We start from the raw sequence: 14,179 nt of genomic DNA, 5'->3' as shown, positions 1-14,179 counted from the left end.
GCCTTTCTTTCTCATGAATAATTAGCATTTTGGTGAACTCTAGCCGCAGAGCGGCTCAACTTGATCGTCAGTTCGACTCAGTCGTCCCCCATGATAGTTTCATATATTCCTTTGCGGAATCTCCGCCAACCTCGTGCAAGTACGCTTTCAATGGCTTGGCCAAGGTGAGGTAACGTTCCCAATACTGGCGAATCTGTCGAATTCGCGCTTCATCGAAGTCAACTTCTCCGCCTAGCGAGTTCGATGACAGCAAGTTATCGAAGCATACTCCTCGAATTAAGCCGAAGCTGCCGTCAGTGAACGCGGCACCGAAGAAGCCTTTGCCGAATATGCGTACATGCTCGTCAAGGATCGCTTGTTTAGGAATCGCATATGACAGGGTATTCTTAAATTCGGTGTTTTCAGCGCAATACAATGACAAACGGCGTATCAGCTCGCGACCATCTTCTTCGAGAGGCTCCTTTTTCAGCAGTGCGACCATTTTCTTGTCGAAAGCCCACAGTCGGCGAGTAGGGATTCCGCTCCCGTCCATGCGCTTGAGTGTGCCGAACCACTTGACTTCGTGGATACTGCTGTCGTCCCATTCGTCGTCAAGAAGGAAACTGAGAGCCCAAATCTCGCCCCGATATTGCGTCTTTTCCGACTCGCATTCTTTCTTGTCGTTGACTATTGCCGCCGCCTGCGCCTCAAGCACGCCATAGTAGTCGATAATGTCCAGCGCACCGGAGCGCTTGTCGTCTATACAGTTGCTCAGCTTGCGAAGAAAGCTATCGAGCGACATTTTATACTGGCTTTTGATTGGATCTTGCTGACGAAATATCTTGACGTAGGTTTCACCAAATGTGGCAATACTGCCGACTTCTTCAAGGTTTTGATTGATGCTAATTTTGATTTCCTCGAGTTCACCGCTCAGCTTGTCTATATTCGCTTTTTGGTCGTCGAAGAAGCGGCTGACAGCGAATTGGAGTGCCGCCACCAGTGCGACAATGTTCCCAGTCAAAAGGGCAAAACGCCCGCCGAGGTTGAGCCCACCATCTCCGATAAGTACGCCAACTAACAATAAGGAAAGAGAGATGGCCAGCTGGACGGAAAACGCTATGATTGAGACTTTGTCTTTAGTGGTCTGCCTCGCCCAAAAACTGGCACCGTCCTGATTTGAGGCTTTGCTGGAACTGAATTTGCTGGCCATCTGCTGATCCCTTAACTGCCAGTGGTCAACCGCATTCCCGCAGAAGAGGCTAAATTTGGTCAGTCGACTGAGCGAAGTTCGTTTTTTCGCTGCGCGATGCGTGAGGTCAGGAGCTCAATGGTCTCGTCCATCTGTACGCCCTGCAGCTGAAGCGATTCCAGCATATACGGCAAGTAACTGCTAGTGATTCCACCGTCAACCGGTAGAATGGCACCATTCTGAAACTTGTTTTCAATGAGGTAGTTTACGGCCATGACGACATTTTGAGGATCACCGACCGATTGTGATGGCGTCAAGGCGTTCGCAAGTGCCACAACACCCTCTTCGGCCACGTCGCCGCTGGCCGGAATCCATCCCGGGGCGACACTGTTGACTCGGATACCCCTACCAGTACCCAAGGTGTTAGCCAGCGATTTCGTCAAGCTGTCGACGGCTGCTTTGCCAGCGTTATAGGAGATGGTTGCGAACGCACCTTCCTGTGCCGCACTGCTCGTGACGTTGACAATAGTTCCACCTGGGCAAATATGATCTTTTAGGCCGAGACAGATGGCAGCCACTGCAGTGACATTGTACTGTATAACACGACTGAACTCGGCGTAGTCGAATTCAGCTGACTCGTTACGCAAAGCGCCGTCAGGCTTCGTGGCCAGGATTGCGGCACAGTTGACGACCACCTCGAAAGTGTGCTTGGAAAGACGGGTGATCAGCGAGTCGATACTGTTTTGCGATGAGAAGTCCACCGTTTCGAAGGCAACTTTTGGGAATTCAGAATGCTCCGCCTCGAACGCGACACGGTCATCTTTCCCCTCATCGAACTTCCCTTCGGATGTCGCGACGACAGAGTAACCCCTCCTCACTAGCGAGCTGCAAATACTCTTGGCAATGACGCTCGTGTCCATCCCGGTCACAAGAGCGGTCTTTGTCATAATTATTCCTTTACTTGTTGTCTAGGCACGACGGGCGGCCACGATCAGCCATGTCCGAAGAGATGCTCGTCTAGGTCGGCCGGCCGGGCGGACTCGGGACAGGAAGGTGTATAGAAGTTCATTGCCACAACAATCCTGCTGTCCTCGGCGCGAGTCAATGAACGTACGTAATGTGCGTGCTGTCGAGCATCAAAGAAGATCAAGTGCCCCGCGACGGGATGAATAACGGCTGAGATTTCGTCAATCTCAGCCACGCCAACGGCGTCCGCCCGCTGGGCTACCACGAGTTCGCCACCGGATCCGATGGGATGGTCCGTCACATAGAGGAGTCCCTCGACCGGATTGGAGTCGACGTGAGCTTCGTAGCGCATAGACTTGCCGTGCTGAATATTGAGGTTCACGGCAATTTTGTCACGCGTGGCAACGGAAACAGGTTCACTGGTTACCCTTCCCGCAAGGCTCAAAAATTCTCCTTCGTAAAGCGCGAAGAGCCAAGGCGTGAGTTGTCGTAGCGACTCCCCGCCAACCGTCGACACGTTGACTCCGGTTACGCTTGGCGCCTCCCTGGAAGTGATTGATCGGGGTATCAAAGTTTTTCGACTAGCGTATTTTGCGGCGACCTCCTGAAGTTCTTCTTGCCAACGAGGCGGGAGAAGTGGCCGGACATCATAGCTAAGCCACGCGAAAGGTTTCGGAATTATCGTCACTGGTCCCCCCTGTCGTCGCTGCTCTGCCAGTCTGTGTCGACATGGTGACTGGTCGGGTACTGTCGGTGATCGAGCTTACACTGTGATTGATGGGCGATGCGTACCGGCTGACGATTGTTGCAGGTGGCCCTGCCTGGTGTGATGTTGGTGCTTCACGCAGATCGGAGGTGAATGCTAGTCTAAATGGCGGAACAGGGGAGATTGGGTGCAAACTTGATCTCAACCTTGGGTGCCAGCCCCTGGCAACGATGACCGTTGGGGCGTGACACTCGTTGACTGATCGTCAATAGTTTGGCCTCCTTCGGATAGGACAGCATTGTGATTGCGCCCGGATTGTCATAGTGGTTGAGACACTAGGGTCCGCACACAAAGGGTATTTCTAGATTTCGATCGTCACGGATTGCTGGGTAACGCCTTGGCACTGTTCATGGCAACCATGTCGCTGTCGATCAAGCTGTTGTTGCGTGACGCCGGTAACGATTTGTGCTCAATTGCAGTAGCTGCTCCAAGCTCGCTGCAGCGGCTGATGTCGCGGACCCTCGATGTCCAGTGCAGTAGTCTCTGCGCCCTATCCGCGGTGCTCTTCGCCAGCCCGTTCAACCAGGTACACACGTTCCTCCGGTCCAGGCCCGCGACTGGCCCCGAAGATACTCCGCGCGCGGGCCCACGGCTCCGAACAGGTTGAACCGGTCCGCGATCTGCTAATGCACCCGGTCCAGCTGACTTCGTCACCACATCGGCCGTCACCACGGTGATCAACCACATCGCGACCAACTGCCCTTGCAGTACTAAGCCGACCGGTTTACAGACTGATAACCAAAGCGGCCCTGACCAGGGTGAATGCCTCCGACAGACGTTCGCGTGGGGTACTTGTGGGGCACGCCCCCGAGTCAGGGTGCGACCCGACCGTCGACGGACGGCCACGACCGCATGCGAATGGAACCCACTTTGGGCGCCTCCAGCCGGCTGGCGATCCGCCACCACGCTCGAAGGAGTCGACCGCGACAGGGAGATGCGCCTCGAAGTCCGTCGGCACACGATCGGACTGGTGCCGCGCCCTGTGGACGACACGCGGGACAGGCTGTGGGTGACCTGTGGATAAGTAGCTAGATCGTGTGGATAAGTCCACACGATCTAGCGAATACGCAGGTCAGGGGCTCAGTTGATGCACTAGAGCACGACAGGAGTCGACATGTGGACTAACAGGGGCGCAAGGCGCACATGCTTGGTGTCGCACCTGTGTTCTAAAATCCCAAAAGACCCCAGGGGCAGTTGACCTGGAAAGGGCCAACCCCTAGGGCCTCGGGTGTAGCTGGACACTTCACCCTAACTCGGTCTGTGTAACGAACACAGGCCCATCAGTCCTAAGTGTGGTCCCGGTCACAGTGCTGCCTGCATCCGGTAGGTGGCTCGAACCGGAAGGTGGGCCCCAATGGCCTACGTCACCCTGCCGACTTTCGTCGGCTTCACCACTAGATCCGGCCCCAAGCGGGCGACGTTCGTGCAGACCGCTCGCCGTCTACACGAGAACCCGGAAAGGGGTGCGTTCGACTTCTACCTCCGGGCAGTCAACGCCATCCGCGCAGGTCGAGCGAACGACACGGACAAGGAAGCAATGGCAGCCCTGGTCAACCAGGCAACTGTCAAGTCGCGTACGCACTTCGCGGAAGTCTCGGCAGGCTGGCTGACTTACCTCGGGCGCCGGCGTCCCGAGCTCGTCGACGTCGCTCGCGGCCGGTGGGGCTACGGCTCCTTCGAGATCGGCATCAGCCCGCACCTGGGGATCAAGCGAAACGGCGAGGTCTATGCGGTCTGGCTGTACATGAAGGCCGAGCCACTCAGCCAGGACGGTGCCAACGCCGCACTCTGGCTCATGGACGAGGTCATGGACAGCTTGGCGCCTGGCGCCAAGCCCTTGGTCATCGACGTCCGGCGCTCGAAGGAGTTTCACCTCTCGGAGCGCGAGCGCGTACGCATCGGTCGTTGGGTTCGAAGCGAGGCGTCATCGTTCCTGACGCTTTGGGACGCAGCGGCATAGCTACCAACCGAGGAGGGGCTTGCCCCCGCAACCCCTCCTCGGTTCGCGTCCTTGGCTTGGGGAATCGCAGCGACGTCACCGGCAGTCGACTACACCTGACCGCTTTCTGTAGCGCTCCGCGCCACCTGAGCGACATAACGGCAAGCGCTAAGACGATCAACCCAAGGAGCCGGTCATCAGCACGGAGAACTTCCCGGGGCTATCAGAGGCACTAGGAGAGACCAACACTCTCCGAGCGCAACGCTTCCTTGCGAGTGCATACGACTCCGTAGCGAGCCTCTTTGAAGTCACCTACCCGGCGGTTCGCGAACTCAGATCTGCGAGCCGCGGCCGCCTAACCCATGCGGAGCATGACGTATTCCGGGCGGCTGTCGTCTTCACCGGAGCAGGAATTGACACAGTCTTTAAGGAACTTGTCCGCAGCATAATTCCCATTCAGGTACACCGTTCCGAAGACGCGAAGGAAAAGTACCTCGAATTCGTCAGCAAGCATATCGAGGGCCGCAATGGCATAGACAGCAAGACTGTCGCCAGTCTACTTACTTCGGACGATCCGCGCGAAGAACTAAAGAGCTCCTACGTGCGCAAGCTAACCGGATCGAGCCTACAATCTGTCGAGCAGGTAACAAACACTCTCACGGCACTTGGCCTAACACCACACAAAGATCTATACAAGGAAGCACGTGGACTGAAGGAGCTTTTCGAGGTCCGCAACAAGATCGCCCATGAAATGGATATGACCCACCACGCAATCAGCACACGGGGAACACGAAGCAGAAATGAACGGCCTGTAACCAAGTACCGCAACCTGTGCCACGGTGGCCTTGAATTTGCACAGCGCGTCATCAACCAGGTTGCGAACGAGGTTCAAGAGTCAGACAGTTGACACTAGGCGCGATATCGTAGGAGGCATGACGGTCACCGACGAGGCACGAACACTGGCCGAGAGCCTGGTCAAGCCCCTGGGACGCCGCTGGCTGCACGTACAGTCAGTAGCCCGGCGCGCAGAGGACCTAACGCCCGCAGTGTCCCACAAAGATCGCGCCACGTTAGTTGCCGGTGCATGGCTGCACGATATTGGTTACTCACCGGAAATCGGACATACCCGCTTCCATCCCCTCGATGGTGCGCGATACCTGCGCGAAGAAGGTTGGCCGGAAGACATAGTGATCTTGGTAGCCCACCACTCGGGAGCACGATTCGAGGCCGCCGAGCGCGGCCTAAGCAAGGAACTCAGCGAGTTTCCTTTCGCAGATACACCCATCCTAGATGCACTCGTCACGGCCGATCTCACAACTGGACCTGACGGCCAGCGGTTAACGTACGACGAACGAATCGCAGAGATCTTGAAGCGTTACCCGACAGACGACCCCGTGCACCGAACCTGGCTCAAAGCCGCGCCAATCTTGAAAGAATCAGTGAACCGCACAGAAAGTCGACTCGCTCACGTTCAGCCGAGATAAGGTTCGGTTCGCGTGCAATCTATAGCATGAGCAATGCGAAGCCGCATCGATGGATGGATATTTAGCCTTTCCAGCTCCGAGGGATCAACCCACCTCACAGCCTTGGTCTCGGTGCCGTCCTCTCGTGGCTGACCGCCGGTCCACCGCCCTTCGAAGCAGAGCGAGAACTGCTGCCGCACCTCGCCATCGTCGTACGCCATTACGTGGTTCGGGTCGGTATAGGTGCCAATCAAGCGGACAACCTCGACGTCCAGGCCCGTTTCCTCCCTGACCTCGCGGACAGCCGTGTCCGTGATCCGCTCCCCTGCATCATGGCCGCCTCCCGGCAACGCCCACAGGTCGTTGTCGACTTTGTGAATGAGCAGAATCCGCCCCGCGTCATCGCGGATCGCCACAGTCACCGACGGAACCACGCTGTTCACAGCTGGCGCGTTGGGGTCGTTGAGGTAGTCAACTCGACTCACGGCCACTCCTACGGCTTCTCAGGGACCCCAGCGGACCAGGTCCGCTCGAACGACTTCATGTAGTGCTGCCACATCTGGCCGTTCGGCTGCCGCCGAAGGTGCATCACCGGGCTCTGACCAGCGAGAGCGCCGAAAGCATGGCCGTTGACCAGCAGGTCATCGTCGAAGCGGTAGAGCGAGTTGTAGAGGATCTCGCCGTGCGTCCGGACCTCGACGCAGTCAAGCTCAGCCACGTCCGCGAGGTACCGCCGCATGAGCTGAATGCGTCCCTCCAGACCGCCTGGAGTCCCCTCTTCGATCGCACGCTGCTTGACGGCCGACGTCGTCTCATCGCCGACCAGTAGACGGAACCGGACGCCGGCGGCGGCTTTCGTGCGAACCAGCGGGACGAAGTTGTACTGCTCCACCAGGAAGGCGCCGGAGAAGACCAGGACATCCATGCTTTCCCGGACACCGTTGAGCAGCGCTTCCCAACCCGCGCCCGTGATGGCAGACCGGGACGGATACAGGTGCACAAGCTCAGATTCTGTTGCTGCGGGACGGGCGTCCGAGGCGAGCGACGGCCAGATGTCCTCTTCGCGGCCCCCAAGCACCGCGAGGATCTTGTGTCGAGTGCCGCGGTGGGGCACCCGCTCATTGCTGATCCACCGGCCTGCCGTCTTCGGATCTACCCCCACTCGCTCGGCGAGGTCATCCACGGTGAGGTTGGCGGCCAGCATGGCGGTTCGGAGCCGGTCGTTAGCCATGCCGTCCCCTTCCCAGCGGGACGTTTCCGGACGTTTCGTGGGGACGTTTCACACCGCGGGGATGTCCGCAAAGATCCTTGGAAGTGCGGTACTCGCGTCCCCTGACCTGCGGTTTTCTTAGGACATGACAGCGCACCGGAACCCCAGCCCTCAACGCTCCCCCACCAGCTTCTCCAAGGCGTCGACCCTCTTGCGCAGCTCGGCCAGCTCGTCGGCCATCGCACGCAAGGGGTCGACCGCCTCCCCGGGAATCTCGTTGACGAAGACACCGACGGACGGCGTCGCTGTCAGCCACTTCTCATCCTGCAACAGCCGCAACGCCTTCTGCGCCGTGCCTAGTGCAACCTCGTACTTGTCTGCCAGGACTCGGTTGCCGGGGAGCTTGTCCCCCGGCTTCAGGACCCCATGCCGGATGTCCGCCCTGATCCGTTCAGCCACTCGCTCGTAAGTAGCCCTTGCCGCCGCCCTGCTGTCCATAGGGCGAGTCTAGCCAGACCGACTCAATCTGACATACATCACTCGAATGACGTAGTGCCAACTGACTCATATCGATCTAGATTGCTCTATGTCAGTTGAGCAACTCGGAAGGACTCTCTAATGAACTCCGCACGAATCACCAACCGCGTCGCCCGAGCCGCCGTTGACGGCGTTCCCGCAGGTCACGGCTATAGCCCGGACGGCCTGGACGAGTCGGCCATTGAGGCGCTGCTGGCCGAGGTGGAGCAGGAGCTGACCGCCGCATCGGCGGTCGCTGAGGTCCGGACCCGGCACGCGTTCACCGACGCGCAGCACGCCCACCGCGTCCGCCGCCGGGCTGACCGGGCGGCGCTGCGGGTGTTGCCGGTCCGCCTGGACACCACCACGTCGACCCGAGGGGAGGCGGCGTGAGCGGCCAGAACGACTCCGGCGCCTGGCACAGCGAGCTGCAGCGCCAACAGGAAGCGATCGAGAAGGCTCGCCGCGAAGCCCAAGGAGGCAACCGATGACCGGCCGCCCGATCGGTTTCGCCAGCGTTTTCGGCCCCGACACGGCGGCTCACTCCGCCAAGAACGCGCACGCCGCGTCGGGTCTCCCCAACCACCACTCAGGTAGCGACTCGGAGAGGTCTCCCATGGTAGGCACCACCACCGGCGGTGCGGCATGACCGCCCGCACGACGCTCCGTCGCCGGATCCCCGCCCGGCTGGTCCCGGCCACCAACGTCCCCGCCGCTGGCTGGCACGTGCTCCGGGTGGCGCTGACCTACCGGGTGTCCGACCCGTTCGCGGTGTCGGTCGAGATCCCGACTACCCCGGCCCCGGTGACCTGGCTGCTCTCCCGGGAACTGCTGGCCGACGGGCTGGACGCCTGCTGCGGGATCGGCGACGTCACGGTCTACCCGGATGTCCTCACCGACGCGGCGACGTGGATCGAGCTGCGGGACCCGTCCGGCCGAATCGGCCCGGCGCTGCTGCGGTTCTGCCGCGCCGACCTGGAGCGGTTCCTGGACAACACCGACGCGATGGTCCCGGCCGGCACCGAAGCCGCGCGGATCAACTGGACTCGCGAACTGGAGCTGCTGGCCGGAGGTGAGGTGGCGTGAGCACCAAGAACCTCAGTCCCCGGGCTATCGAGCGGCTGGCGATGCGCCGGTTCACCGACCACACCGGAGTGACCTGGGCCAAGGCCACCGCCAAGCAGCGCCGCGACTGGCTCGCCGCGCAGGAGCCAGCCATCCGCGCCGAACACGGCATCGCGCTGGACGCGGTGTGGCACGGCGGCGACTGGCAGGCCCCCGGGCAAGCCGACCTGTTCCCCCTTCCCGACGACGCCCCGAAGGTGGTGGCCTGAGATGCCGACCCAGACCGTGTATGTCCTCGGTGGACTCGCGCTGATCGGCGCGTTCACCCTCTGGCGGGCCGGCCACAAGTCCGCCACCAAGTCCCTGCGCGGTGTCCGCGAGGTCACCCGCATGACCGCGAACCTGGTCCGGCTGGTGCTGTGCACCGCGGTCATCGCGTTCGTGCAGTGGCTCGTGGTCGTCAAGATCCAGAACACCACGGCCACGTGGATCACGCTCATCGTCCCGGCCCTGCTCGCCGCCAACACGATCGTGCGGCTGATGGCCATCACCGAGATCGTCACTCACCACGGGGGTCGTCGCTGATGCTCGGCAAGAAGAAGACCGACGACGAAGCCGCCTCCTGCGCGGTGGTCCACCTGATGCTCTCCAGCGTGAAGCCCGAAGTCCGGCAGGGCGTGCTCTCGAACCTGACCGACGACCAGCGCCGCCAGGTCCTCAACGCGGAACTGGAAGGCCGCGCGGACCAGTGGGAGCGCAAGAACGGCACAGAATGGGGGCAGAGCTGATGACCACCACCGATCTCGCTTCGGCCGACGCCCGGCACCAGCCGCTGTCCGAGGCGGACAAGCTCGCCCAGGACGCCGCCACCGCCGCGCAGGTCCGGCGGCTGGCCAACCACCCGGACGTGGTGGCGCTGCGGGTGGAGAAGGTCCGCACGCAGATCGACGCGGTGATCTGGCTCGGGATCTTCCTCGGCCTGGCGTTCACCATGGTCAACGTCCAGTCCTTCGCCGCCGCCGGCGCGGCCACCTGGTCGCTCGGGTGGCTGGCCGGGTGGCTGCTGGACCCGATGGTCTCGCTCGTGCTCGTAGCGGTGCTGCGGGCGGAGCAGGTGACCGCTCGGTACCAGGTCGACACCGGCCGGTGGGCGCACCGGACCAAGTGGTTCGCGTTCCTGGCCACCTACGTCATGAACACCTGGAAGTCCTGGACGCACTTCGACATCGCCGGGGTGGTGCTGCACTCGGTGCCGCCGGTGCTGGTGTTCCTCGCGGCAGAGACCGCGCCGGTGCTGCGAGACAAGCTCACCGAAGCGGTCATGGCGGCCGCCGGGACCGCGTTCACCGGGCAGGCGGCCCCGGCCGCCATCGCTGCTCCGCTCGACGTCCCGGCGGAGCCCGCCACGAACGCGCCGGAGACCACGCCGGCCAACCCGGCTCCGGCCACCCGACCGCGCCGCCGTCCCGCCGCCCGCAAGGCCACCGCCAAGCCGACGCGCAAGCTGCGTAGCGACTACCTGGCCGAAGCCCGCGCGGCGTGGGCGCCGGGGATCGAGATCACCCCGGCCTGGGTCCGGTCGGTCTGCCCGGAGATCTCGCGCGGCACGAGCAAGAACGTCGCCGACGACCTGACCGCCGAAACCGCCGCCGCCCCGGCCGCGCTGCCGGTGCCCGCCGACCAGCCCACCGACGCGCCGGAGAGGGAGGCCGCCTGATGTCCACCACCGCCGACCACACGCCCGACCCGATGAACGGCCACGAACCCGAAGGGCTCCCTTCCGTGAACAGCACCCCGGAACCGTCCACGAACATCCCCGCCGACGCGGCCGTGAACACCAGCGGCAGCGACGCCGTGAACACCGACCCGGCCGCCACCGACACCGCCGCCACCCGCGCCGGGAACGTCGTCCCGATCCGCCCGGACACCGCCCGCACCGCCGACGAGATCCCGGAGCAGGACCGGTTCGCCGACGCCGGCACCGTGCTCGACGGCGCGGACGTCGAAGCCGCCGCTGCCGAGGTCGAGGGCGCTGCGCCGCGCCCGCAGGTCGACCCGGCCGCCGTGAAGCCGTCGTGGTGGGAGACGGTCTCCGACGCCACCGCTCGCCCGCTGGTGGCCAAGTGGCTCACTTCCGCTGAAGAGTTCAAGTCGCGGGCGCGGTTCCTGGTCCGCTACGCCGCTCACACGTTCGCGTTCCACGCGCTGCGGGTGCCGGTGTACGTGCCGTCCGCGCTGCTGCGGGCCCCGGGTGCGCTGTGCCGGCTGACTGCGCGGGTGCACCGCTGGGTCTTCGACGCGGAATCGAAGCCGGTGCGGATGAACGCCCGGGACCGCAACGACATCGACGCGTACATGAAGCTGCGCCAGGTCCGTGAGGAGACCGTTCGCGGGCGCTGCGCGCCGGTCCTGATCGCCATCCTGGTGCTACTGGCTGCGGTGTACTTGTGCTGGACGTTCGTGGCGCCGGTGTGGAACTGGACGCTGCTGCTGGCCACGCTCACCGCCGTTGGGTGGTGGGGTGCCCCGCCGGACAAGCCGGTCGCCGGCCGTGCGGTGGACGTGGCGAAGATGCCCAAGCTGACCTCGGCGATGATCGAGGACGCGCTGTGCTCGCTCGGCATCGGCGGGCTGAACCAGGCCATCGCCAAGGGCAAGCGCATCGAGTTCCCCAACCCGATCGCCCGCGACGGCGACGGCTGGCGTGCCGACATCGACCTGCCGCTCGGGTCGACCGCCGGCGATGTCATCGGCAAGCGCGAAGAGCTCTCCTCCGCGCTGCGCCGCCAGATCGGGTGCGTGTGGCCCGAGGGGGATGCGAAGGTCCACGAAGGACGGCTGGTGTTGTGGGTCGGGGACCGCGACATGTCCAAGACCCAGCAGAAGCCGTGGCCGCTGGCCAAGCCGGGGGCGACGGTCGACCTGTTCAAGCCGCAGCCGTTCGGCACCGACCAGCGCGGCCGCTGGGTCAACGTCACCCTGATGTTCGCCTCGATGATCATCGGTGCGGTGCCGCGCATGGGCAAGACCGTGACCCTGCGGGAACTGCTGCTCATCGCGGCGCTGGACCCGAGGGCGGTGCTCTACAGCTACGACCTCAAGGGCACCGGCGACCTGTCCGCGCTGGCGCCGGTGTCGCACGGCTACGGCGTCGGCGACGACCCGGACGACGTCGAGCGCATGGTGGTCGAGATGCGGGAGCTGCGGGAGGAGATGCGCCGCCGGATCAAGGTGATCCGTGGCCTGCCGGAGTCGGTGTGCCCGGACAACAAGGTCACCCCCGAGTTGGCTGCGCGCAAGGACTTGCGGCTCGCGCCGATCGTGGTCGGGGTGGACGAGTGCCAGATCTGGTTCGAGCACCCCGAACACGGCGCGGAGCTGGAGGAGATCTGCACCGACCTGGTCAAGCGCGGCCCGGCGTTGGGCATCATCGCCATCCTGGCCACTCAGCGCCCGGACGCGCGGTCGCTGCCCACTCCGATCTCGGACAACGCCGTGCTGCGGTTCTGCCTGAAGGTCATGGGCCACACCCCCAACGACATGGTGCTGGGTACCGGGCAGCACAAGAACGGTGTGCGGGCCACGATGTTCGCCCGCACCGACCTCGGGATCGGCTACCTGGCCGGGGAGGGCGACGAAGCCAAGATCGTGAAGTCGGTGTACAAGGACGCCACCGACGCCAAGAAGATCGTGACCGGTGCCCGCGCCCGCCGCGAAGCGGCCGGGAACATCACCGGCTACGCCGCCGGCGTCGAAGTCGACGTCGAGGCCGCCCTGCTCGATCCGCTGGCCGACGCCATCTCGGTGTTCAAGCGCGGCGAGGACAAGCTGTGGTCGGACACCATCGTGACCCGGCTGGCGGAGAAGCGGCCCGGCCAGTACCGCGGCTGGACCGCGCAGAACCTCGCCACCGCGCTCAAGCCGACCGGGGTCAAGCCCAAGCAGGTGTGGGGCACCGACCCGGCCACTGGCAAGGGAGCCAACCGCAACGGCTACACCCGCGATGCCCTCACCGCCGCCAAGAACAACGGAGCGTAACTGAAACCGTGGCCTAGGGGCGGTGGCCGTCCTAGACCCCGCCGCCCCTAGACCTAGACCCCTCCTCTAGACCCTCACAGGATTGTGACCAGCATTCTAGGGCTCTAGACCCACTTCGCTCCGACCACCCAAAACACCGGAAAACCCAGGCTAGCCGCCACCGCTCCAGGCCCTAGCCCTGGCCGACGACACCCTGACACCGTCACCCAAGGTGACCAACGTGAGGACCTGTCTTGAGCACGCACACCAACCCGCAGCCTGACCCGGAACCGCCCGCCACCGTCGCCATCCCGTTCCGCGAGTACCGCGCCCTGGTGCTCGACGCCGCCGCCTGGCGACTGCTGACCACCAGCCCGCACGTCGCCGAACTCCTCGCCGAATGGATCGAGTGGGACCGCCGCCGCACCCAGCGGGAGACCTCCCACGCCATCTCCGCCGCCGCCGACTGGCGCGCCCTCGCCGGCGCACCGACCTACGCCGAACTCGAACGCCGCCGCGCCGTCGCCACCCGGCCCGCCCTGACACCGCACCAGATCCGCGCACAGGCCACCGCGTCCTGGGCACGGGTTGACGCCTGGATCGCCACGCGAGAGGCCGCCTGATGACCAGCACTGTCCACACCGCAGCGATGACCGTGCTGGGGCTGTTCTCCGGCATCGGCGGTCTGGAACTCGGCCTGGAGCGGGCCGGGATGACCACCGTGGGACAGGTCGAGATCGATCCGTTCTGCCGCTCTGTCCTTGCCCAACACTTCCCGGAGGTCCCGCGTCATGACGACGTCCGCACCGCAGTCCAGTGGTGGCACTCCCAAGCCCGGCCCCGCGTCGATGTCGTCGCCGGTGGGTTCCCGTGCCAACCGGCCAGCAACGCCGGACTCATGCTCGGGGAACGTGATCCGCGGTGGCTCTGGCCGGCGATGGCCGACGTCGTCGCCGACCTCCGACCCGGATGGATCGTGTGGGAGAACGTGCCCGGTCTGCGGACCCGAGGACTCCGGACTGTTCTCGCTGACCTCGATCGTCTCGGGTACCGATGCCGCGTCGGCACG

Annotated in this window: 18 protein-coding genes; 12 read left to right on the top strand and 6 right to left on the bottom strand. The window is 63.4% G+C overall.

The annotated features are described in order from the left end of the window. Positions 1 to 67 precede the first annotated feature (67 nt). The 3 genes from ACWEVN_RS24390 to ACWEVN_RS24380 are packed head-to-tail and all read right to left on the bottom strand — an operon-like array spanning position 68 to position 2,651. Positions 68 to 1,189, bottom strand: coding sequence for a hypothetical protein (locus ACWEVN_RS24390; protein WP_452052814.1), 1,122 nt, complete (start codon positions 1,187 to 1,189; stop codon positions 68 to 70). A gap of 59 nt (positions 1,190 to 1,248) precedes the next feature. Next, positions 1,249 to 2,115 (bottom strand): SDR family NAD(P)-dependent oxidoreductase, encoded by an 867-nt coding sequence (locus ACWEVN_RS24385; protein WP_452052813.1) that lies wholly within the window; start codon positions 2,113 to 2,115, stop codon positions 1,249 to 1,251. Positions 2,116 to 2,159: 44 nt separating this feature from the next. Next, entirely contained in the window at positions 2,160 to 2,651 is a 492-nt protein-coding gene (locus tag ACWEVN_RS24380; RefSeq protein WP_452052812.1) for a 2OG-Fe(II) oxygenase, read from the bottom strand. Positions 2,652 to 4,254: 1,603 nt separating this feature from the next. On the opposite strand from ACWEVN_RS24380, the gene ACWEVN_RS24375 reads away from it, so the two are divergent. From ACWEVN_RS24375 to ACWEVN_RS24365, 3 genes are all read left to right on the top strand, one after another. After that, positions 4,255 to 4,860 carry a hypothetical protein gene (locus tag ACWEVN_RS24375; protein ID WP_452052811.1) on the top strand — a complete coding sequence of 202 codons (606 nt, stop codon included), beginning with the start codon at positions 4,255 to 4,257 and terminating at the stop codon, positions 4,858 to 4,860. Between the two features lie 580 nt (positions 4,861 to 5,440). Next, the gene (locus ACWEVN_RS24370; protein ID WP_452052810.1) at positions 5,441 to 5,746 is read left to right on the top strand and encodes a hypothetical protein; all 306 of its coding nucleotides are present in this window, start codon (positions 5,441 to 5,443) and stop codon (positions 5,744 to 5,746) included. A 25-nt stretch (positions 5,747 to 5,771) separates the two neighbouring features. Beyond that, the gene (locus tag ACWEVN_RS24365) at positions 5,772 to 6,323 is read left to right on the top strand and encodes an HD domain-containing protein (protein WP_452052809.1); all 552 of its coding nucleotides are present in this window, start codon (positions 5,772 to 5,774) and stop codon (positions 6,321 to 6,323) included. Here ACWEVN_RS24365 and ACWEVN_RS24360 read toward each other — a convergent pair. The 3 genes from ACWEVN_RS24360 to ACWEVN_RS24350 all read right to left on the bottom strand — a co-directional run bounded on the left by ACWEVN_RS24360 (position 6,311) and on the right by ACWEVN_RS24350 (position 8,010). After that, positions 6,311 to 6,787, bottom strand: coding sequence for an NUDIX hydrolase (locus ACWEVN_RS24360; protein ID WP_452052808.1), 477 nt, complete (start codon positions 6,785 to 6,787; stop codon positions 6,311 to 6,313). The two genes, ACWEVN_RS24365 and ACWEVN_RS24360, sit on opposite strands and share 13 nt — an antisense overlap. Before the next feature lie 8 nt (positions 6,788 to 6,795). Next, entirely contained in the window at positions 6,796 to 7,533 is a 738-nt protein-coding gene (locus ACWEVN_RS24355) for a helix-turn-helix domain-containing protein (protein ID WP_452052807.1), read from the bottom strand. A gap of 150 nt (positions 7,534 to 7,683) precedes the next feature. Next, a complete protein-coding gene (locus ACWEVN_RS24350; RefSeq protein ID WP_452052806.1) occupies positions 7,684 to 8,010 on the bottom strand; it encodes a GntR family transcriptional regulator in 327 nt (108 codons plus the stop codon). A 120-nt stretch (positions 8,011 to 8,130) separates the two neighbouring features. Here ACWEVN_RS24350 and ACWEVN_RS24345 point away from each other — a divergent pair, with 120 nt between their 5' ends. From ACWEVN_RS24345 to ACWEVN_RS24305, 9 genes are all read left to right on the top strand, one after another. After that, positions 8,131 to 8,421 (top strand): hypothetical protein, encoded by a 291-nt coding sequence (locus ACWEVN_RS24345; protein WP_452052805.1) that lies wholly within the window; start codon positions 8,131 to 8,133, stop codon positions 8,419 to 8,421. A 252-nt stretch (positions 8,422 to 8,673) separates the two neighbouring features. Then, positions 8,674 to 9,114, top strand: coding sequence for an SsgA family sporulation/cell division regulator (locus ACWEVN_RS24340; RefSeq protein WP_452052804.1), 441 nt, complete (start codon positions 8,674 to 8,676; stop codon positions 9,112 to 9,114). Beyond that, positions 9,111 to 9,362: a hypothetical protein gene (locus tag ACWEVN_RS24335; RefSeq protein ID WP_452052803.1), complete on the top strand. Its 252-nt coding sequence runs from the start codon at positions 9,111 to 9,113 to the stop codon at positions 9,360 to 9,362. The genes ACWEVN_RS24340 and ACWEVN_RS24335 overlap by 4 nt, the downstream gene beginning before the upstream one ends. A 1-nt stretch (position 9,363) precedes the next feature. Further along, positions 9,364 to 9,678: a hypothetical protein gene (locus tag ACWEVN_RS24330; RefSeq protein WP_452052802.1), complete on the top strand. Its 315-nt coding sequence runs from the start codon at positions 9,364 to 9,366 to the stop codon at positions 9,676 to 9,678. After that, positions 9,678 to 9,881 (top strand): hypothetical protein, encoded by a 204-nt coding sequence (locus ACWEVN_RS24325; RefSeq protein ID WP_452052801.1) that lies wholly within the window; start codon positions 9,678 to 9,680, stop codon positions 9,879 to 9,881. Before ACWEVN_RS24330 ends, ACWEVN_RS24325 begins: the two co-directional genes overlap by 1 nt. Next, the gene (locus ACWEVN_RS24320) at positions 9,881 to 10,810 is read left to right on the top strand and encodes a hypothetical protein (protein ID WP_452052800.1); all 930 of its coding nucleotides are present in this window, start codon (positions 9,881 to 9,883) and stop codon (positions 10,808 to 10,810) included. Before ACWEVN_RS24325 ends, ACWEVN_RS24320 begins: the two co-directional genes overlap by 1 nt. After that, positions 10,810 to 13,131, top strand: a complete 2,322-nt coding sequence (locus ACWEVN_RS24315) for an FtsK/SpoIIIE domain-containing protein (protein ID WP_452052799.1) — start codon at positions 10,810 to 10,812, stop codon at positions 13,129 to 13,131. The genes ACWEVN_RS24320 and ACWEVN_RS24315 overlap by 1 nt, the downstream gene beginning before the upstream one ends. A 233-nt stretch (positions 13,132 to 13,364) precedes the next feature. Further along, a complete protein-coding gene (locus tag ACWEVN_RS24310) occupies positions 13,365 to 13,733 on the top strand; it encodes a hypothetical protein (RefSeq protein ID WP_452052798.1) in 369 nt (122 codons plus the stop codon). 26 nt (positions 13,734 to 13,759) lie between these two features. After that, a partial coding sequence (locus ACWEVN_RS24305; RefSeq protein WP_452052797.1) for a DNA cytosine methyltransferase occupies positions 13,760 to 14,179 on the top strand: 420 nt, incomplete at its 3' end.

The organism is Amycolatopsis sp. NPDC003861, from assembly GCF_053605405.1.
This window is presented reverse-complemented; position numbering and strand designations above follow the sequence as displayed.

What these genes read in the sequence shown, in the direction of transcription:
- ACWEVN_RS24375 (WP_452052811.1), top strand. Translation starts at nt 4,255, where the DNA reads ATGGCCTACGTCACCCTGCCGACTTTCGTCGGCTTCACCACTAGATCC.
- ACWEVN_RS24320 (WP_452052800.1), top strand. Translation starts at nt 9,881, where the DNA reads ATGACCACCACCGATCTCGCTTCGGCCGACGCCCGGCACCAGCCGCTG.
- ACWEVN_RS24330 (WP_452052802.1), top strand. Translation starts at nt 9,364, where the DNA reads ATGCCGACCCAGACCGTGTATGTCCTCGGTGGACTCGCGCTGATCGGC.
- ACWEVN_RS24355 (WP_452052807.1), bottom strand. Translation starts at nt 7,533, where the DNA reads ATGGCTAACGACCGGCTCCGAACCGCCATGCTGGCCGCCAACCTCACC.
- ACWEVN_RS24325 (WP_452052801.1), top strand. Translation starts at nt 9,678, where the DNA reads ATGCTCGGCAAGAAGAAGACCGACGACGAAGCCGCCTCCTGCGCGGTG.
- ACWEVN_RS24340 (WP_452052804.1), top strand. Translation starts at nt 8,674, where the DNA reads ATGACCGCCCGCACGACGCTCCGTCGCCGGATCCCCGCCCGGCTGGTC.
- ACWEVN_RS24390 (WP_452052814.1), bottom strand. Translation starts at nt 1,189, where the DNA reads ATGGCCAGCAAATTCAGTTCCAGCAAAGCCTCAAATCAGGACGGTGCC.
- ACWEVN_RS24350 (WP_452052806.1), bottom strand. Translation starts at nt 8,010, where the DNA reads ATGGACAGCAGGGCGGCGGCAAGGGCTACTTACGAGCGAGTGGCTGAA.
- ACWEVN_RS24345 (WP_452052805.1), top strand. Translation starts at nt 8,131, where the DNA reads ATGAACTCCGCACGAATCACCAACCGCGTCGCCCGAGCCGCCGTTGAC.
- ACWEVN_RS24365 (WP_452052809.1), top strand. Translation starts at nt 5,772, where the DNA reads ATGACGGTCACCGACGAGGCACGAACACTGGCCGAGAGCCTGGTCAAG.
- ACWEVN_RS24385 (WP_452052813.1), bottom strand. Translation starts at nt 2,115, where the DNA reads ATGACAAAGACCGCTCTTGTGACCGGGATGGACACGAGCGTCATTGCC.
- ACWEVN_RS24315 (WP_452052799.1), top strand. Translation starts at nt 10,810, where the DNA reads ATGTCCACCACCGCCGACCACACGCCCGACCCGATGAACGGCCACGAA.